The organism is Nocardia sp. NBC_01503, from assembly GCF_036327755.1.
Taxonomy (GTDB): Bacteria; Actinomycetota; Actinomycetes; order Mycobacteriales; family Mycobacteriaceae; genus Nocardia.
Genome location: NZ_CP109596.1, coordinates 1,809,479 through 1,827,373 on the forward strand (window position 1 = coordinate 1,809,479; position 17,895 = coordinate 1,827,373).

At 66.1% G+C, this 17,895-nt stretch carries 18 protein-coding genes; 10 read left to right on the forward strand and 8 right to left on the reverse strand.

Features of this window, described 5'->3' with window-relative positions; all coding sequences use genetic code 11:
- Nucleotides 1–38: 38 nt before the first annotated feature.
- Both OHB26_RS08015 and OHB26_RS08020 read right to left on the reverse strand, forming a co-directional pair.
- Nucleotides 39–566: an LppU/SCO3897 family protein gene (locus OHB26_RS08015; RefSeq protein WP_330183569.1), complete on the reverse strand. Its 528-nt coding sequence runs from the start codon at nucleotides 564–566 to the stop codon at nucleotides 39–41.
- A 292-nt stretch (nucleotides 567–858) separates the two neighbouring features.
- On the reverse strand, nucleotides 859–2,415 hold the full coding sequence (locus OHB26_RS08020; RefSeq protein ID WP_330183570.1) for an endoglycoceramidase I: 1,557 nt from the start codon (nucleotides 2,413–2,415) through the stop codon (nucleotides 859–861).
- Nucleotides 2,416–2,622: 207 nt separating this feature from the next.
- On the opposite strand from OHB26_RS08020, the gene OHB26_RS08025 reads away from it, so the two are divergent.
- The 4 genes from OHB26_RS08025 (at nucleotide 2,623) to OHB26_RS08040 (ending at nucleotide 7,159) form a co-directional block, all read left to right on the forward strand.
- Entirely contained in the window at nucleotides 2,623–4,281 is a 1,659-nt protein-coding gene (locus OHB26_RS08025) for a DNA repair helicase XPB (RefSeq protein WP_330183571.1), read from the forward strand.
- Between the two features lie 38 nt (nucleotides 4,282–4,319).
- The gene (locus OHB26_RS08030; RefSeq protein ID WP_330183572.1) at nucleotides 4,320–4,988 is read left to right on the forward strand and encodes a DUF3239 domain-containing protein; all 669 of its coding nucleotides are present in this window, start codon (nucleotides 4,320–4,322) and stop codon (nucleotides 4,986–4,988) included.
- A gap of 61 nt (nucleotides 4,989–5,049) precedes the next feature.
- Entirely contained in the window at nucleotides 5,050–5,688 is a 639-nt protein-coding gene (locus tag OHB26_RS08035) for a LysE family translocator (RefSeq protein ID WP_330183573.1), read from the forward strand.
- Between the two features lie 61 nt (nucleotides 5,689–5,749).
- On the forward strand, nucleotides 5,750–7,159 hold the full coding sequence (locus OHB26_RS08040) for a M1 family metallopeptidase (protein ID WP_330183574.1): 1,410 nt from the start codon (nucleotides 5,750–5,752) through the stop codon (nucleotides 7,157–7,159).
- 31 nt (nucleotides 7,160–7,190) lie between these two features.
- Here the strand turns inward: OHB26_RS08040 and OHB26_RS08045 are convergent, their stop codons facing one another.
- Both OHB26_RS08045 and OHB26_RS08050 read right to left on the reverse strand, forming a co-directional pair.
- Nucleotides 7,191–7,835 carry a LysE family translocator gene (locus OHB26_RS08045; RefSeq protein WP_330183575.1) on the reverse strand — a complete coding sequence of 215 codons (645 nt, stop codon included), beginning with the start codon at nucleotides 7,833–7,835 and terminating at the stop codon, nucleotides 7,191–7,193.
- A 248-nt stretch (nucleotides 7,836–8,083) separates the two neighbouring features.
- Nucleotides 8,084–9,265, reverse strand: a complete 1,182-nt coding sequence (locus OHB26_RS08050; protein WP_330183576.1) for a pyridoxal phosphate-dependent aminotransferase — start codon at nucleotides 9,263–9,265, stop codon at nucleotides 8,084–8,086.
- A 174-nt stretch (nucleotides 9,266–9,439) separates the two neighbouring features.
- Between OHB26_RS08050 and OHB26_RS08055 the strand changes: the two genes are divergently transcribed.
- Entirely contained in the window at nucleotides 9,440–9,694 is a 255-nt protein-coding gene (locus OHB26_RS08055; protein ID WP_330183577.1) for a hypothetical protein, read from the forward strand.
- Nucleotides 9,695–9,744: 50 nt separating this feature from the next.
- Here the strand turns inward: OHB26_RS08055 and sigJ are convergent, their stop codons facing one another.
- Nucleotides 9,745–10,671: an RNA polymerase sigma factor SigJ gene (sigJ, locus tag OHB26_RS08060; protein WP_330183578.1), complete on the reverse strand. Its 927-nt coding sequence runs from the start codon at nucleotides 10,669–10,671 to the stop codon at nucleotides 9,745–9,747.
- Nucleotides 10,672–10,804: 133 nt separating this feature from the next.
- On the opposite strand from sigJ, the gene OHB26_RS08065 reads away from it, so the two are divergent.
- The gene (locus OHB26_RS08065; RefSeq protein WP_330183579.1) at nucleotides 10,805–11,386 is read left to right on the forward strand and encodes a GNAT family N-acetyltransferase; all 582 of its coding nucleotides are present in this window, start codon (nucleotides 10,805–10,807) and stop codon (nucleotides 11,384–11,386) included.
- A 188-nt stretch (nucleotides 11,387–11,574) separates the two neighbouring features.
- Here OHB26_RS08065 and OHB26_RS08070 read toward each other — a convergent pair whose 3' ends face one another.
- The 3 genes from OHB26_RS08070 to OHB26_RS08080 all read right to left on the reverse strand — a co-directional run bounded on the left by OHB26_RS08070 (nucleotide 11,575) and on the right by OHB26_RS08080 (nucleotide 14,203).
- The gene (locus OHB26_RS08070) at nucleotides 11,575–12,663 is read right to left on the reverse strand and encodes a 3-deoxy-7-phosphoheptulonate synthase (RefSeq protein ID WP_330183580.1); all 1,089 of its coding nucleotides are present in this window, start codon (nucleotides 12,661–12,663) and stop codon (nucleotides 11,575–11,577) included.
- Between the two features lie 289 nt (nucleotides 12,664–12,952).
- On the reverse strand, nucleotides 12,953–13,315 hold the full coding sequence (locus OHB26_RS08075; RefSeq protein ID WP_330183581.1) for a PH domain-containing protein: 363 nt from the start codon (nucleotides 13,313–13,315) through the stop codon (nucleotides 12,953–12,955).
- 3 nt (nucleotides 13,316–13,318) lie between these two features.
- Nucleotides 13,319–14,203, reverse strand: a complete 885-nt coding sequence (locus tag OHB26_RS08080; RefSeq protein ID WP_330183582.1) for an oxidoreductase — start codon at nucleotides 14,201–14,203, stop codon at nucleotides 13,319–13,321.
- A 159-nt stretch (nucleotides 14,204–14,362) separates the two neighbouring features.
- Between OHB26_RS08080 and OHB26_RS08085 the strand changes: the two genes are divergently transcribed.
- The 4 genes from OHB26_RS08085 (at nucleotide 14,363) to OHB26_RS08100 (ending at nucleotide 17,895) form a co-directional block, all read left to right on the forward strand.
- Nucleotides 14,363–14,527 carry a DUF5993 family protein gene (locus OHB26_RS08085; protein ID WP_330183583.1) on the forward strand — a complete coding sequence of 55 codons (165 nt, stop codon included), beginning with the start codon at nucleotides 14,363–14,365 and terminating at the stop codon, nucleotides 14,525–14,527.
- Nucleotides 14,521–15,180, forward strand: coding sequence for a disulfide bond formation protein B (locus tag OHB26_RS08090; RefSeq protein WP_330183584.1), 660 nt, complete (start codon nucleotides 14,521–14,523; stop codon nucleotides 15,178–15,180). Before OHB26_RS08085 ends, OHB26_RS08090 begins: the two co-directional genes overlap by 7 nt.
- Nucleotides 15,181–15,256: 76 nt before the next feature.
- Nucleotides 15,257–16,882, forward strand: a complete 1,626-nt coding sequence (locus OHB26_RS08095; protein WP_330183585.1) for a (2,3-dihydroxybenzoyl)adenylate synthase — start codon at nucleotides 15,257–15,259, stop codon at nucleotides 16,880–16,882.
- 134 nt (nucleotides 16,883–17,016) lie between these two features.
- Entirely contained in the window at nucleotides 17,017–17,895 is an 879-nt protein-coding gene (locus OHB26_RS08100; RefSeq protein ID WP_330183586.1) for an oxidoreductase, read from the forward strand.

Genomic DNA, 17,895 nt, shown 5'->3' on the forward strand with positions numbered 1-17,895 from the left:
GGGGGCCGAGCCCCCGACAGCCCCGAGAGTGGGGCTTCCTACTTCGGATTCCCTAGGCAGAAAGTGGTTTTCGGGTCGGAGACGGTACGGAAACCGATCGAGGTGGTGGCATCACACAGGAATTCGTCGGCCTGACCGTCGATGCGCTTGGTCACCTTGAAAGAGGCTTCCGGCGCGGTGCAGGCGACATTCTTGTATCCGGTGGTCTGGCTTTCGTTGTAGCAGGCGCCCTCCTTGAAGTTGGGCGTCAGGCACAGGAATGCGGTGGTCCCGCCATTGAGCGTCTCCTCGTACGAGGTCTGCTCTTCCTTGCAGTCGGTCTTGGTGTCGAAAATCTGGGCGACCTTGTAGACCGCCTGCTCCGAGGAGCAGTCGACCGGCTCGGTCTTGGAGTCGACCATGGATCCTTCGATCACATTGATGCAATCGCCGACCTTGGATTTGGCGGTATCGGACTTGCTGGCGTCCTTGACCATCGAACAACCGGTCACTGCCAGCGCGGCCACCGCCACGGCCACGAGGGCCAGTACGAGGCGCAGTAGCGGCCTCGTTCCTGTGAACTTCACCTGCGAAAACCTTTCTCACCGTACAATTCACGGCTGCCGTGAACGCGGTGAGGATACCTTTGCGCGATCGGCGGACGCATCACCGAATCGGGGTATTTCAGACCATATGCATGCCGCGCATGCCCAACATGGACAGATTCAGGATGGTGGGCAGGAGCGTGTTGAGCATCTGCAGGCTCAGGTAGTTCATCTGTTCCCTCTCGATTTGGGCGCATGTCCAGAAGTGGCGCCACGCACCTGTGTCGCCTGTTCGGAATGGATCGTTACACAGTCGAGGCGATAAATCGCGGCGTCAGTATGCGGATCCGGTATCACCCGAGCCCAGCGCCGAGCCCGCATCGGAGGAGAGCCCGGCGGAACCCGAACCGGCCGACCCGCTGCCGATCGGACCGGTCGGGACGGTCGCACCCTTCGACCCCGGCCGATTGATATGGACGGTCACCGGCAGGGCGGAACCGGCTTCCACCGTCACCACCCGCGCGCCCGCGGCCGAGGTCACCGTTCCGCCCTCCACTCGTACCTCATATCCGTTCGGATAATGCAGATCCGAGACGTAGATCTCGGTCGGCTTCGCCGCGGCATGCGGGGTGTAACGGTAAGCGAAATCGCCTGTGGCGGAGTCGAAGATCATGCGCCCGGGCGTCCCCGCGGTGGCCTGCGGATAGGTCCGCACCAGCTGTTGTCCGATATCCCCGAGGAACGGGTCCGGCCGCATACCACCCGCGCCGAACCGGGAGGCGTAATGCCAGTACTGCCAGCTGACGAAACGCTCATCGGCGCGAATTACGGTGTTGCGCAGCACCGTCGGATCACCGTCGCCGAATTCGGTTACCAGCGTAGGCAAGTGGGTGCGCTGGGCGAAGGAGTCGATATTGCCCCAGGTCTTGTCCTGCTGCACCGGGCAGAGCCCGCGCAGGAACGCCGGAAGACCCAGATAGATGGCGAGCTGACTCGGAATGCAGTAGTCGTGCGGGGCGAAGGCGATATTCGGCGCGGTGATCGGCGGATTCTTGCCCAGGTTCGAGGGCATGGTCTCATTCCAGGTGACATTGGGCTCCCAGAACACCATGGTGTTCGCATTGCGCGCCCGCACCGCATCGGTCAATTTCTGCATGGCCGCTTGATATTTCACATCGAAGCCCGGGCAGCCGTTCGGATAGCAGGACAGGAACGCACTGCCCGGCCACGGCTCGTTCATGAGCTCGAAGCCGAGTACGCCCGCATGCCCGTCGAGGCGTCCGGCGAGCGCGCCGAGCGCGGAGCCGAGATAGTCCAGCACACCATTGCTGTTGTCCCACACCTCATCCCAGCCCTGATTCATACTCGGCATGAGGTAGTAGAGCGGGAAGCCCAGATTCGGTTCCAATGCGCCCGGACGAGATTTCAGCGCCCATTCGGGAAAACCGTTGCCGCCCCATATCTTCGAGAGTCCGTCCTGATGATTGTCCAGGAGGGTGTGAATCCCGTTCTGCGCCAGGGTATCCACCACGGTGGCGACCCGATCCAGATAGTCGGCGTCGACCACACCCCTGGTCGGCATGAGTCCGTCGAACGACACCCCGAGCCGCACGGTATTGAATCCGTGCCCGGCCAGCAGCGCCGCGTCCTCGGCGGTGAGGGTGAAGCCATCCCCGAGCTGAATGTAGGGCGCGTCTTTATCCACATTGTTCACACCGTGCAGCAGTACGACGCGCCCGAACTCGTCGACGAACCTGCCGCCGTCGGCGTGAATGGCCGCGATCGGCGTCGGTGCGGCCTGCGCGCTCGGCGGCGCGACCAGCAGCGCTCCCCCGAGCGCACCCGCCACCAGACTCACCAGCCACCGTCTGCCCCGTTGTCCCCTGCGCATCGGCACCTCTATTCAGCTTTCGGAGTAATACGAACTAACTGGACAAGCGCCCAAGTTGCAGGTGATCGTAGCCACCGAAACTCGGGTCTTGACCGTTTTCGCGGAAATGCCCGGCACCGCTCCCGCGGCAACCGTCCGGAACAGCTGTCGGTGCGATCAGGAACAATGGACTGCGGCCCGATCGGGCCCGACAAGCCAGGAGGTGCCGTGACCGACGGACCGCTCATCGTTCAAAGTGACAAGACACTGCTGCTCGAGGTCGATCACGAGGCCGCGGACGCCGCCCGCCAGTCCATCGCACCCTTCGCGGAGCTCGAGCGCGCCCCCGAGCATGTGCACACCTACCGCATCACCCCCCTGGCCCTGTGGAATGCCCGCGCCGCCGGTCACGATGCCGAGCAGGTGGTCGACGCACTGGTGAAGTTCTCCCGGTACGCCGTCCCGCAGCCGCTGCTGGTGGACATCGTCGACACCATGGCCAGGTACGGCCGGTTGCAGCTGGTGAAGAATCCGGCGCACGGACTCACCCTGGTCAGCCTGGATCGCGCGGTGCTCGAAGAGGTGCTCCGGCACAAGAAGATCGCCCCCATGCTCGGCACCCGCGTGGATGACGACACCGTGGTGGTGCATCCCTCCGAGCGCGGTCGCATCAAACAGATGCTGTTGAAGATCGGCTGGCCGGCCGAGGACCTCGCGGGCTATGTCGACGGTGAGGCGCACGCCATCGACCTCGACTACGAGGGCGGGCACTGGGAGCTGCGCGACTATCAGCAGATGGCCGCGGACTCGTTCTGGGCGGGCGGGTCCGGCGTCGTCGTCCTGCCCTGTGGTGCGGGCAAGACCATGGTCGGCGCGGCCGCGATGGCAAAAGCCAAGGCCACCACCCTGATTCTGGTCACCAATACGGTGGCCGGACGGCAGTGGCGGCGCGAACTGCTGGCCCGCACCTCGCTCACCGAGGAGGAGATCGGCGAATACTCCGGTGAGCGCAAGGAGATCCGCCCGGTCACCATCGCCACCTATCAGGTGATCACGCGCAAGACCAAGGGCGAGTACCGCCATCTCGAGCTCTTCGACAGCCGTGACTGGGGTCTGGTCATCTACGACGAGGTGCATCTGCTGCCCGCACCGGTCTTCCGGATGACCGCGGATCTGCAGTCCCGCCGCCGCCTCGGCCTGACCGCGACCCTGGTGCGCGAGGACGGCCGCGAGGGTGATGTGTTCTCGCTGATCGGCCCCAAGCGTTACGACGCGCCGTGGAAGGATATCGAGGCGCAGGGCTGGATCGCCCCCGCCGACTGTGTCGAGGTGCGGGTGACGCTCACCGATGCCGAACGTATGGCATACGCCACAGCCGAACCGGAGGAGCGCTACAAGCTGTGCTCCACCGCGCGCACCAAGCTTCCGGTGGTGGAGTCGATCCTGGCCCAGCACAAGGGCTCGCCGAGCCTGGTCATCGGGGCGTACCTGGACCAGCTGGAAGAGCTGGGTGAGCATCTGAACGCCCCGATCATCCAGGGTTCCACCCGTACCAAGGAGCGCGAAGCGCTGTTCGACGCCTTCCGGCGCGGGGAGATTCCGGTGCTGGTGGTCAGCAAGGTCGCGAATTTCTCCATCGATCTACCGGAAGCCTCTGTGGCCGTGCAGGTTTCGGGCACCTTCGGATCCCGGCAGGAGGAGGCGCAGCGGCTCGGGCGACTGTTGCGGCCGAAACAGGATGGCGGCCAGGCTCACTTCTATTCGGTTGTCGCACGTGACACGCTGGACGCCGAATACGCCGCGCACCGGCAGCGTTTCCTTGCGGAGCAGGGGTATGCCTATCGCATCACCGATGCGGACGACCTGCTGGGGCCGACGTTAGGATAACTGGAGGAGAAGCCTCCAGTAGGCGGGAGGGAACGCACGTGCGACGCTTCGAATTCGCGGTGGACCGTGAGCATGCCCGGGCGGTCAACGAAGTCGTCGCCGACCTGCGGCGTCTGCGGGTGCTCGGGGTGGGTGCCGCGATCGTGCTGGGTCTGGGCACCGGGTTTCTGGTGTGGGTGAATCACCCGTGGTCCTGGTTGTTGGCGGTGGCATTCCTGTTGGGGGCGGCCACCTCGCTCTTCATCGGATTGTGGACACCGCATCGCGGTCGGGTCGATCGACTCTATGCCGCAGGCGAACTCGTGCCCGCGGTGGTGTCCGAGACCGACGGCTCCAGGACGGTCCTGCTGGCGCTGGTGGATCTGGCCAAGCCGAATACCGACGGCCCGCGCTACGCCCTGGTGACGCGCACGGTGCGCACCCTGCCCGGACATCGCAATCGGATCGGCGAACAGGTGCCGTCGGTAACGGTGCGCATCGACCGCGCACCCGGTTCGGTGGGCGATCTGTGGCAGGCGGTGAGCGCCATGCCGATCGCCTGGGGCACTCGCGATCTGAACATCATCGAGCGCGCCCGCGCCACCATCCGGGAGGTCGAGTGGCAGCTGCTCACCGACAATCTGGATCTGGCGGACAAGGTGCGGCATGTGGATGCCAAACGGCTGCTGCTGGACCCGCAGCAACTACCCGAGGAGCTACGCGGATAGCGGGAAGTCTGCCCGGCGAATATTCCCCGAAATCCGTTGCGCCCGAACGTAGAATGATCCGATGATCCCCGGCGCGAATCTTGCCGCCTTCTTCGTCGCGGCCACCGTCCTCATCATCATCCCCGGCCCCGGCGTGCTCTTCGTCATCGGCCGTGCCCTCACCTCCGGGCGAAAGGCGGCCCTGCTGTCGGTCCTGGGTCACGCCCTGGGCGTGCTCCTGGTGCTCGCCCTGGTCGCGGTCGGGCTCGGCGCGATCGTGGCGGCCTCGGCCATCGCGCTCAATACGGTCAAGATCGCGGGTGCGCTGTACCTGATCTACCTGGGCGTACAGGCGATTCGCGAGCGTAAATCACTGCGCGAGGCATGGGAGTCCAACCGCGATCCGGCCGAGGGCGGCAAGCTCATGCGCCAGGCGTTCCTGGTCGGGATCAGCAATCCCAAGGCCATCATCTTCTTCTCCGCGGTGCTGCCGCAGTTCGTGGATCCGGCAAGCGGGCCGGTCCCCGTGCAGATGCTCATCCTGGGCGTCATCTTCCTGTCGATCGCGGTGGTCTCGGACAGTGCCTGGGGGCTGGCGGCGGGGCTCGCCCGGGATTGGTTCGCGCGCTCGCCCAAGCGGTTGGAGCGGGTCGGCGGCGCGGGCGGAGTGATGATCATCGGACTCGGCGCGAGCGTTGCCGTGTCGGGCACCAGTCATTGATCACGGCGGCGACTAGAGTCGCGGGTCGGGGTGTGCACCCCGGAAAGGGGCGGCTCGACGTATGAGGCATAGCTGGTGGCGGTACACGGTGGTCGGCGCGGCACTGGTGGCGGCCGCGAACGCGGTTCCCGCACAGGCGGATCCGAATGACCCCTGGGCGGGCGCGCCGGGGCTCGGCGATCCGTACTATCCGCTGGACGGCAATGGCGGATACGACGCCGAGAACTACGACGTCACCCTCGGCTACGACCCGGCCGCGCACGTCATCACCGGCTCCACCCGCGTCGACGCGGTCGCCACCCAGGCGCTGCACACCTTCGACCTGGACTACAGCGGCCCGCAGATCTCCAAGGTGACGGTCAATAATCTGCCCGCCTGGTTCGATCGCACGCAGGACCACGAACTGGTGATCACACCCATGCTGCCGCTGCTGCCCGGCCTGCCGTTCACCGTGCGGGTGGAGTACGCGGGCGAGATCACCGGCACCGACGGCGACGGCTGGGTGCTCTCCCCCAGCGGCGGCGCTTTCGTTGCGGGCGAACCACATTCGGCCTCGGCCTGGTATCCGCTCAATGACACGCCTTTGGACAAAGCCACTTTCGCGCTGCACGCCACCGTGCCGGCCGAATGGGAGGTCATGTCCAATGGGCTGAAGATCAGCGATGTGGTGAACGGCGGCAATCGCACGGTGAATTGGGAGATGCGCCAGCCGGTGGTCGGCTATCTGACCACCATCGCCATCGACAAATTCGACTTCCTGGCCCAGCAGCGCGCCAATGGCACGCCGCTGTTGAGCGCCTTCGCACCCGATGCCAGCAAACAGGCCCGGGACAACGAGGCCAGGCTGCCGGAGTTCCTGGACTTCCTCGAAACCCTGTACGGCCCATACCCGTTCGACACCGCCGGTGGCATCTACGTGGACACCGATCTGCAGTTCTCGCTGGAGACGCAGTCCCGCCCCATCTACGCGCCCTGGACCGATCTGGACACCGTGGTGCATGAGCTCACCCACCAGTGGTGGGGTGACTCCATGTCGGTGAAGCAGTGGTCCGATATCTGTCTGAACGAATGCTTCGCCAGCTACACCGCCGACTATCTGTGGCCCGAGCGCGTGGAGGGCAAGGATGTCGACGCCCAATACCGCGAGACCGTGGCCAAGTACCGCACCGAGGCCAAGTTCTGGCAGATCACCCTGCAGAATCCGGGTGTGGGAAACGAATTCACCTCGGTCTACTACCGCGGTCCGCTCTTCCTGCACGCCCTGCGCCGCACCATGGGCGATACCGCCTTCTTCGGCGCCATCCACGATTTCGTGGACGGCCACCGCTACGGCAATGCCTCCATGCCGGAGTTCCGCCGGTTCATGCAGTCCCGCACCCCGACGGATCTGACCGGTTTCCTCGCGGCCTGGCTGGATCGCGCCGAACCACCCGCCGACGAATTCCTGTACCCGGGCTCGCTGCGGTCCTGAGCGGACCGCTGCGGGGCCGAAACCTGTTCCGCTAGGCGGGAACCGGGCGGGCGCGGTCTGTGATCACCAGAGCCGCCATGGCGCCCAGTACGGAGCCGGTGACGAAGCGCTGGGCCCGCAGCCACAGCGGACGGCCGCCGAGGAAGGTCGCGATGGCGCCCGCGGTCAGGACGATGAGGCCGTTGACGGTGACGGCGATGACGATCTGGACCGCGCCCAGGGCCAGGCTCTGCAACCAGACGCTGCCGTGGGCGGGAACCACGAACTGCGGGATGAGGGCCATGTACATAATGGCGATCTTGGGGTTCAACAGGTTGGTGAGGAATCCCATGACGAAGAGGCGGCGGGTGGGATCCGGGGGGAGCGTCTCGGGGGCGAAGGCCGAAAGGCCGCCGGGGCGAAGGGTTTTCCACGCCAGGTAGAGCAGGTAGGCCGCACCGGCCAGCTTCAGGGCCAGGTAGAGCGCGGGCACCATGGCGAAGACGGCGGTGATGCCGATCGCGGCGGCGGTCAGGTAGACCGCGAAACCCGCGGCCACGCCGGTGAGGGAGATGAATCCGGCGCGGCGGCCCTGTGAGACGGTCCGCGATACCAGGTACATCATGTTCGGGCCGGGGGTGAGCACCATGCCGAGTGCCACCGAGGCGACGCCGAGGATGGCGGTCAGCGGGATCATGCCTCGATCCTGCGCCGACCGGACCTCGACTGTCGCGGTCCAGTTGATCACCGGTGGACGTCACGGGTGTGGATCCCGGCCACAAGCATGCCGGGATGACGGGCGGGCTGCGGCGGGCCCGGCCTGGCTGGGATGGCGGGCAGGGCAACCGGCACGCTGCCACACGAGGCGGCAGGCCAGGCTGGGCTGGGATAACAGGTGCGCCCGGCCAAGCTGGGATGACAGGCGGGTGGGGCCGCAGGGATTGGCTAGTGGCTGGCGGCGGTGCGGCCCGCGCGCAGGCGGCGGACGCCCTCGGCGATGGTCTCTTCCTTCTTGCAGAAGGTGAAGCGGACCAGGTGGTTCCAGGCGGGTTTGTCATCGGCGAAGACGCTGACCGGGACCGCGGCCACGCCCAGGCGTTCGGGAAGTTCACGGCAGAAGTCGTAGGCGTCGGCGGCGCTCAGGGGCCTGATATCGGCGCAGACGAAATAGGTTCCGTCGCTTCGTTTTACGGCGAAGCCCGCGTCGGACAGCGCGGCGGAGAGCCGCAACCGCTTCTCGGAGAGGGTGTCTCGCAAGGCGGCAACCCACTGCTGTTCGTGTTCCAGCGCGTGCGCGACGGCGGGCTGGAACGGGCCGCCGCCGACGAAGGTGAGGAACTGTTTGGCGGCCAGGACGGCGTCCAGCAGTGGTGCGGGGGCGCAGGCCCAGCCGATCTTCCAGCCGGTAACACTGAAAGTCTTTGCGGCGCTGGAGATCACGATGGTGCGCTCGAACATGCCGGGCAGGGTGGCGATGCTGATGTGCCGGTGGCCGTCGAAGGCCAGATGCTCGTACGCCTCATCGGACATGACGTAGAGATCATGTTCGATGGCGATCTCGGCGATGGCGGTGAGATCGGCGCGCGACAGGACGGTGCCGGTCGGGTTGTGGGGTGAATTAACCAGCAGCATACGGGTTTTCGGGGTGATGGCGGCGCGCAGGCTGTCCAGATCCAGGGCGAAGCCGTCACCGTCCGGAACCAGTCGGGCGGTGCGCCGCTGGGCCCCGGCCAGTGCGACCGCGGCGGCATAGGAGTCGTAATAGGGCTCGATGAGCACCACTTCGTCCCCGGGCTCGACCAGTCCGAGGATGGTGGCGGCAATGGCCTCGGTGGCCCCGACCGTCACCAGCACCTGACTGTCCGGGTCGTAGTGGGTGCCGTAGCGGCGCGCGCGGTCGGCGGCGATGGCCTGGCGCAGTGCGGGAACCCCACGGCCGGGCGGGTATTGGTTGAACCCGTCGGCGATGGCCTGCCGGGCGACCTCGAGCATCCCGGCGGGTCCGTCGGAGTCCGGGAAGCCCTGACCGAGGTTGACCGCGCCGTGCCGAACGGCGAGTTCGGTCATCTCGGCAAAGATTGTCGAAGCGTAGGGACGCAGCCTTGCGACGGTCGGAATCTGAGGCATGTCCGGAGGATAGTCCACCCGTCCGAATGGTTGCGATTCGATAGCGAAAGGCTATGTTTCACTTCGTGATCGGACCTTCTACCTGGCTCGTTGTGCAATGTCGCAAAGGCGGCTAGCCTGCCCGTGTTTTATCTCACAACCGCCTATCAGCGGTTTTCTCGAAAGGGGCGAAATATGCCCTCGTACTTGGAACTTCTTCTGCACCCGACACAGGCCGTCGATATTGTGCACCAGATTGCACACCAGCTTATTGCTGGCAACTGGACCACCGGTGATTGGAACCTCGGCTCCAGCTTCCCGCCCTCCGGTTCGGGCGGCTCCGGCTCCGGCACCGGTTCGGGTATCGGCAATTGCATGCCCACCGGTTCGGTCAGCCTGTCCGGCGGTATGGACTGCAGCTCCGGCTCCGGAGCCAGCTACCCGGGCTGATGACCTCCGATGTGCGGCATGTCGGTCGGGGGTGTGCCGCCCATCGGGTCTCAGTGCGGCAGCCGCAGGCCCTTGAGTTTGGCCGGATTGACGAGATCGTAGATGCCCCAGACCTTTCCGTCGCGCACGGTGTATCCGTATACGCGGGGCGGCGTCCCGGGACGACCGTTCTCCGAGGCCCGCTCGTGCATCAGCATCCCCAATTGGCCATTGACGAGTACGAATTCGAACGCGCCGGCCTGATAGGTCGCCGGATCGTCGAAGCCGTACCGGGTGCGCAGTCCCAGCCACAACCGCGCGTTCTTATCCACGCCCGCAACCACATTGATGGCCGTAGCGGTGGTGCCACCCGCATCGCCGATGGTGCGCACATCCGGATGCAGCGCCGCCACAACGGCATCCACATCACCGCGGTAGAGCGCTTCGAGCAGCTGCTGCACCGCGGCATCGTGTTCGGTATCGGTGACCGGTTCCGGCGTGTGCGCCAAGGCTTTCCGGGCCCGCGTGGCCAGTGCCCGCGCAGCCTCGGTGGAGACGCCGAGAATATCGGCGATCTCGTCGAAAGGCACCGAAAACCCGTCGTGCAGAACGAAAGCCACGCGCTGCGGCGGGGTGAGGGTATCCATCACCACCAGGGCGGCGAAGCGCGCATCCTGTTTGCGGACCACCGCGGCCAGCGGATCGGGCGTGCTCGAGGGTAGCGGGCTGGTGACGATGGGCTCCGGAAGCCACTGCCCCACATACTGCTCGCGGCGCGCGCTGGCACTGCGCAGCCGATCCAAGCAGATGCGGGAGACCACCGTGGTGAGCCAGGCGCGCAGATCCTCGATCTCGTGCTGGCGGGCGACCGCGAGCCGTAACCAGCTCTCCTGCACCGCATCCTCGGCATCGGCGACGCTGCCCGTCAGCCGGTAGGCCACCGAGAGCAGGTGTGGCCGATGGGTTTCGAACAAATCGGTGAGCAGCGCGGCGACCATCGAACCGATCCTACGGTCGCGGTCCGACCAATCGGGCACCGGCCCGGAATGCCGGATACGGTGATCGACACCCGCCCGACTCCACGCCGGAATCCCCCTGCGCCGGTATATCGTTCCGTGACAGCATGGCCGGATGGACGCGCGGACGCTCTCGAATGGCACGGTCTGGCTCGCACCGCCGACCGTCCTGGATATCGACGACATCACCGCGTGCTGCCAACAGCCTTCGGTCGGACAGTGGACGACCATGCCGGTCCCCTACATCCGGGCCGACGCCGAGAAGTTCATCTACGACATGGTGACGCCCGGCTGGGCCGACCGCAGCCCCACCTGGGCACTGCGCCTCGGTAAAGACTCACAGGTCGTAGGCATGATCGGCCTCGGGCCGGTCGATTCCCGCCGCGACCACAACTCCGCCGAGATCGGCTTCTGGCTCTCCGCGGCGGTCCGCGGCCGGGGGCTCATGACCCACGCGGTCAATCTGGTCTGCGCGGCGGCCTTCGCAGACGATTGGCTCACCCTCGAGCGCATCGAATGGCGCGCGATCGTCGGCAATCACGCCTCGGCCGCCGTCGCCCGCCGGGCGGGCTTCCACTACGAGGGCCTACTGCGCGGCGGCTGTGTTCAGCGCGGCACCCGCCTCGACAGCTGGATAGCCGCCCGCCTCCGCACCGATCCGGCCGTCCCGGCCACCGACTGGCCCGCCGGAATCTAGCCCGTCATCCCGGAATCCAGCCCGTCGTCCCGGCAGCACCGTCATCCGGCATGGTTTTGGCCGGGATCCACACCTGTTGCACCGCAACAAATTTCAGTGGATCCCGGCCAAGAACGCGCCGGGATGACGAGGTATACCGTCCGGGAGGACGCAGGACGACGTCCGGGACGACGCGGGAGACGGTCTTTTCAGCCGCGGCGAGCGGCGACGGCGTCGGCGAGGACGTCGAGCTGAGCCGCGGTGACCTCCCAGTCGAGGCAGGCGTCGGTGATGGACTGGCCGTAGGTCAGGGTCTCCGGGTGGCCGAGGGTGAGGTCCTGGCGGCCCGCGACGATGAAGCTCTCCATCATCAGGCCGACCACGCTCTTCTCGCCCGCGGCGATGCGCCCGGCGATATCGGTGACCACGTCGACCTGCTTGTTGTGGTCCTTATTGCTGTTGCCGTGCGAGGCGTCGACCACCAGGCGCTGCGCCAGCGACGACTTCTCCAGTCGGATAATGGCTTCCGCGCAGGATTCGGCATCGAAGTTGGTGCCGTTGCTGCCGCCGCGCAGGATGACATGGCAGTCCGGATTGCCCGCGGTGCGGATCAGCGCCGAACGCCCGTCCAGATCGGTGCCGGGGAAGACATGGCTGGCCGCCGCCGCGCGCACCCCGTCGACCGCGACCTGCACATCGCCATCGGTGCCGTTCTTGATGCCGACCGGCATGGACAGCGCCGAGGACAGCTGCCGATGCACCTGGCTGGCGGCGGTACGCGCGCCGATCGCACCGTAGGAGACCAGATCCGCGATGTACTGCGGGGTGATCGGATCGAGGAACTCACAGGCCACGGGCAGGCCGAGCGCGGTGATGTCCACCAGCAGCTGACGACCCACATCGAGTCCGGTGTTGATGTCGAAGCTGCCGTCCAGGTGCGGATCGTTGATCAGCCCCTTCCACCCGAGCGTGGTGCGCGGCTTCTCGAAGTAGACGCGCATGACCACGTGCAGCCGGTCCCCGAGCTCATCGGCCTTGGCGGCCAGGCGGCGCGCGTAATCCATGGCGGCGGCGGTGTCGTGCACCGAACACGGGCCGACGATCACCATGAGGCGGTCGTCAGCGCCATTGAGTACGTCGATGGTGGCCTTGCGGCCGGCGCGCACGGTATCGGCCAGGGTGTCATCGAGCGGATGCGATCCACGCACGTCGGCGGGCGAGCGCAGCGGGCTCACGCTGAGAGTGCGCTGGTCGTCGAGATCGGCGTGCCGGGGATCGAGATCGGCAGCGAGAGTCATGATCGTGGGTTCCTTTTCTCAGGCCGACCCACGGAGATTCGAATTTCTGGAACCCCTCGGAGCCGGTCTGTTGTCCGGCTCGGGGTGGAGGAGGTCAGCGCAGGTTCACGCCGCTCGACCCACCCGGGGCCGGCTGGCTAAACCAGAAATACACGCGCTGCATGCCGGACACCGTATCAGAGATCGCGGAGATTGCGTGTGGCCGCTGACACACTATGGAACGTCGTCTCAATATATGAGATGCGAATTCGGGAAACGCCGCCCGCGAACGACATTCGCCGGCGCGTAGCTAGCGCGCGATGTAATGCAGGATCACGTCGTGCACATGCCGCGTCTTCTCATCGCCGCGGAACTCGACCTCGTACTCGTTGTGCCCGGTGCTGATGACTATGTGCCCGGAGGAGAAGAACTGTCCGGCGAAGGATTTGTTGGTGATCACGCTGACGGTGCTGATGCGCGAGTACGGGATGCTCGTGATGGCGACCTTCTTCCCCACGAACGAATTGTCCTGAATGATCACCCGGCGATCGGTGAGCCCGAGAAATCCGGTACCCACGCCGATGGCGTCGTACACCGCCAGGATCTGCTCTCCCTGAAGCAGGCCCTGCTGGATCTTCTCCAGCTGATCCGGTCGATCGAACGGAATGCTCATGACCTACCTACGTGGAAAGGCATAGCTGACCTTGGTCAGCTGCTCGGACAATTCCCAGAGGCGGCGCGCGGTCACCTCATCCCGTGACGCGGCGGTGGAGCCGCTCGGCCCGGGATTGCCACGCATACCGCGCAATCCGGTGGGCCCGTAGTATCCGCCCGGCCGCACCTCGGCGGCGGTGGCTGCGTAAAGCGTTGGCAGCGCGCCCATTTCGGCGCTCTGCGCGAAGACCCGATTGGCGATCCCGAGGAAGAAGTCCTGGATCGACTCGGTATGGGATTGCAGTTCGGTGGCGGCGAAGCCGGGATGCGCACCGACCGAAAGCTTGTGCGAGCCAGCGGCTGTCAGTCGCCGCTGTAGTTCATAGGTGAACATGAGATTCGCCAGCTTGGACTGCCCGTAGGCGAGCCAGCGCTGATAGCGGCGCTGCTCCCAGTTCAGATCGGCCAGGTCGATCTTGCCCATGGCGTGCATACCGCTGGAGACGGTGACGATGCGATCGCGCACCTTGTCCAGCAGCAGTCCGGTCAGCGCGAAATGGCCGAGATGGTTTGTGCCGATCTGCATTTCGAAGCCGTCGGCGGTGCGCTTGAGCGGAACCGCCATGACACCCGCGTTGTTGATCAGCAGGTCCACCGCGTCGATACCGTCGGCGAATTCGCGCACCGAGGCCAGATCCGCCAGATCCAGGCGGCGCACTTGCACGTTCTTACCGATGCCGTCGGCGACCGAACGCGCCTTGACCTCATTGCGGCAGGCCATGATCACCTGCGCCCCGGCCTGGGCGAGTGCTCGCGCGGTGACCGCGCCGAGCCCACTGTTGGCCCCCGTCACAATGACCGTTCGACCGGTCTGATCCGGGATGTCGGCGATGTCCCAACCACTCACGAGGTCGAGTCTAGGGGCGCGACAGCCCGCCCGTCGGGTCTCGCGCGCAACCGCGATTCGCGCCGAATTCGCCGACAGTTCGCTACACTCGCGCGCCGGACGGCGTGTCCGCAACGCGTTCGTAGGCGGTGACCAGGCAGAGCGGTAGCGTCCGCGCGTATGGACACGCTCATACTCGCGGGCTTGCTGTGCGTGCTGTTCCTCATTGTCGGACAGAGTTCGCGGCGCGCGATCCTGTCGGCCTGGTGGGTTGTCGTCATCGCCTGCGGTGTGCTGCTGAAGGTGCACATCACCAGCAGCCTCGGATTGGGGCTGACATGGTGACCGATACCGCTCCCGGAACCGTGGAAAGCCGTGGCGGAGTACTGAATCAACTGCAGTACTGGCTGGCGCTCATCTTCATCGTCGGCTGGGCCGGGGTGATCTGCGGCGGACTCGGCTTCCAATTCGTGAACTGGGAGTACCCGTGCCCGCTGTGCATGCTGCAGCGCTACTTCATGATGCTGGCCGCGCTGGGCGGGGCCTATATCGTGCGCAAGGGGATGACCGGGACCATCGCGCCGCGCGATTACGCGGTGGGCTGGGGTATGGCGATCGTGGCCTGCTTCGGCGGCGCGTTCACCGCCTGGCGGCAGACCATGCTGCATATCCTGCCCGGCGATCCCGGATATATGGGCGCGGTGTTCGGGCTGCACCTGTACGTGTGGGCGTGGATTCTGTTCGTCGCGGCGATTACGACAATCGGCGTGGTGCTGACGTTTTCGTACGCCACCTCGACCGTGAGCCTGCCCGCGTCACCGCATCGCACGGCCGGGAAGCTGGCCTTCGGATTCCTCGCGCTGGTCATCGCGGTGAATCTGGTGGCGACGTTCTTCCTGGAGGGCTTCCACCCGAAGCTGCCCGATGATCCGGCCTGCTATCAACTGCCGCACGATCTCGGGATTCTCGACGGCGGCTGTGTGCTGCCCGCACACTGAACGACGCGATTGCCATCGTGAGATAGGGTTGCCTAACCTTCGTTAAGCAACCCTTACTCGCAGAGGCTCAAGCACCGTGACATCGCCATCCACCGCCCGCGACCACCGCGACGGCTTCGTCCCCTTCCCCGACGACCTCGCCGAGCGCTATCGGCGGGCCGGATACTGGGCCGGACGCCCGCTCGGCGAACTGCTACGGAACGCGGCGCGACAGTGGCCCGAGCGCACCGCCCTGCTCGGCGATCCCGGAACGCCGGGCGCGGGGTCCACCTACGCCGAACTCGACACCGCCGCGGACCGCATGGCGCACGGCCTGCTGAAACTCGGTATCGCACCGGGCGATCGGGTCGTGGTGCAGCTGCCCAATGTGCTCGAATTCGTGCCCGTGCTCTTCGGACTGCTGCGCGCGGGCATCATTCCGGTGCTGACCCTGCCCGCGCATCGCCGCGCCGAGATCGAACATCTCACCCGGCTCTCGGGCGCGGTCGCCTATGTGATCGCCGACCGCGCAGCCGATTTCGACTATCGCGTACTCGCGCACGAGGTGTGCGCCGCCGTGCCGGCGCTGCGGCATGTGCTGGTCCTCGGCGATCCGGGCGCCTTCACCGATCTGCATTCGGTTCCCGCACACGGCAATTCGCTGCCCGTCATCGATGCCTCCGATATCGCGCTCATGCTGGTCTCCGGCGGTACCACCGGCCTGCCCAAGCTGATCGCCCGCACACACGACGACTACACCTACAACTCCGAGGCCAGTGCCGAGGTATGCGAGCTGCGGCCGCAGGACGTGTATCTCGCGACTCTGCCCGTGGCGCACAACTTCCCACTCGCCTGCCCCGGCATTCTGGGCACCATCGCCACCGGCGGCGGCATGGTGTTCATCACCGATCCCAGCCCGGAGAACGCCTTCGCCGCCATCGAGAGGCACGGCGTCACGGTCACCGCCGTGGTGCCGCCACTGGCGCAGTTGTGGTCCGCCGCGGTCGATTGGGAGGAGGCGGATCTGTCCACGCTGCGCCTGCTCCAGGTCGGCGGCGCTCGCCTGGCCGCGGTCAACGCACGAGAAGTGCGACCCGCCTTGAATGTTCGCCTGCAACAGGTGTTCGGCATGGCCGAAGGACTGCTCAACTACACCCGCTTCGAGGACTCCGACGAGATCGTCTGCACCACCCAGGGGCGGCCCCTGTCCCCCGCCGACGAGGTGCGGGTGGTCGATGCCGACGGCAAGGACGTCGCGGACGGCGAGGAGGGCGAACTGCTCACCCGTGGCCCGTACACGCTGCGCGGGTATTACCGTGCCCCCGAACATAATTCACGCGCCTTCACCCCGGATGGCTTCTACCGCAGCGGTGACCTGGTGCGCCGCCTGCCCAGTGGACATCTCATGGTCTCCGGGCGCATCAAGGATGTCATCAATCGCGGCGGCGAGAACATATCCTGCGATGAGCTGGAGGAGCATCTGCTCGCCCACCCCGCGGTCCGGCATGCGGCGGCGGTCGGACTGCCCGATGCCGCGCTCGGCGAAAGGGTCTGTGCCGTACTGGTTGTCGACGGCGATATGCCCTCACTGGTGCAGATCAAAGCCTTCCTGACCGCGCGCGGACTCGCCACCTACAAACTCCCCGATGTACTGCGCCAGGCCGATACCCTGCCCGTCACCGCCGTCGGCAAGATCGACAAGAAGGCACTGCGCGCGGCGTGAACCCGCGCGGGCGCCGCGAGCACGGATCGCCGCCAGGCGCATCCCGGGCACCCGCGATCGGCCATTTTGGGCGTGTGCACTTCATCACCGCGTTTCCACGCGACGCCCCGCCGCGCACATCATAGGGTTCGTCTATGGGTGGGTGGAGTACGTCGAATATCCCGGATCTGACCGATAAGACCTACATCGTCACCGGTGCGACCAGCGGACTGGGCGCGGCCACCGCGCGCGGACTCGCCGAGGCGGGCGCACTGGTGATCATGGCCTGCCGCAATGAGATCAAGGGACAGGCGGTCGCCAAGACCATCGACGGGCGGGTACAGGTGCGCCCGCTGGATCTGGCCGATCTGGCCTCGGTGCGCGCCTTCGCCGACACCGTCGACTACGCGCACGGGCTGATCAACAATGCCGGGGTGATGGCGGTGCCGTACGGCCACACCACCGACGGCTTCGAAATGCATGTCGGCACGAACTTTCTCGGCCACTTCGCGCTCACCGGACTGCTCATGGACCGCATCCGCGAGCGCGTGGTGAACGTCTCCAGCATCACCCATTTCATCGGGCGCATCGATCTGGAGGATCTGAACTGGGAGCACCGCGCCTACTCGCGCTTCGGGGCGTACGCGCAGACGAAACTGGCGCTGCTGCTGTTCACCTATGAACTCCAGCGCCGCCTGCTCGCGGCCGGATCGGCCAAACTGGCGGTGGCCGCGCACCCCGGGTACGCGGCCACCGAGATCAACTCCAAAACCCAGAACCTGTTGGAGCAGATCATCGGGCTCGGTAATCGCCTGATCGCTCAGAGCGCCGAGATGGGCGCACTGCCAACCCTTTTCGCCGCCACCGCGGAGGCGGAGCCCGGCGGCTACTACGGCCCCGATCACTTCAACTGGAGCGGCTACCCGGCCCCGGTCTCCTCCAATGCCGCCTCACACGATGAGAAGGTCGCCGCTCAACTCTGGGAACTGGCCGAGAAACTCACCGGCGTCGACTTCCAGGTGCACCCGGACTGA

Bases quoted from the DNA above. Each gene is read 5' to 3' on its own strand.
- OHB26_RS08020 (WP_330183570.1), bottom strand. From the start codon at position 2,415: ATGCGCAGGGGACAACGGGGCAGACGGTGGCTGGTGAGTCTGGTGGCG.
- OHB26_RS08070 (WP_330183580.1), bottom strand. From the start codon at position 12,663: ATGACTCTCGCTGCCGATCTCGATCCCCGGCACGCCGATCTCGACGAC.
- OHB26_RS08050 (WP_330183576.1), bottom strand. From the start codon at position 9,265: ATGCCTCAGATTCCGACCGTCGCAAGGCTGCGTCCCTACGCTTCGACA.
- OHB26_RS08065 (WP_330183579.1), top strand. From the start codon at position 10,805: ATGGACGCGCGGACGCTCTCGAATGGCACGGTCTGGCTCGCACCGCCG.
- OHB26_RS08085 (WP_330183583.1), top strand. From the start codon at position 14,363: ATGGACACGCTCATACTCGCGGGCTTGCTGTGCGTGCTGTTCCTCATT.
- OHB26_RS08075 (WP_330183581.1), bottom strand. From the start codon at position 13,315: ATGAGCATTCCGTTCGATCGACCGGATCAGCTGGAGAAGATCCAGCAG.
- OHB26_RS08090 (WP_330183584.1), top strand. From the start codon at position 14,521: ATGGTGACCGATACCGCTCCCGGAACCGTGGAAAGCCGTGGCGGAGTA.
- OHB26_RS08045 (WP_330183575.1), bottom strand. From the start codon at position 7,835: ATGATCCCGCTGACCGCCATCCTCGGCGTCGCCTCGGTGGCACTCGGC.
- OHB26_RS08055 (WP_330183577.1), top strand. From the start codon at position 9,440: ATGCCCTCGTACTTGGAACTTCTTCTGCACCCGACACAGGCCGTCGAT.
- OHB26_RS08040 (WP_330183574.1), top strand. From the start codon at position 5,750: ATGAGGCATAGCTGGTGGCGGTACACGGTGGTCGGCGCGGCACTGGTG.
- OHB26_RS08100 (WP_330183586.1), top strand. From the start codon at position 17,017: ATGGGTGGGTGGAGTACGTCGAATATCCCGGATCTGACCGATAAGACC.
- OHB26_RS08035 (WP_330183573.1), top strand. From the start codon at position 5,050: ATGATCCCCGGCGCGAATCTTGCCGCCTTCTTCGTCGCGGCCACCGTC.
- sigJ (WP_330183578.1), bottom strand. From the start codon at position 10,671: ATGGTCGCCGCGCTGCTCACCGATTTGTTCGAAACCCATCGGCCACAC.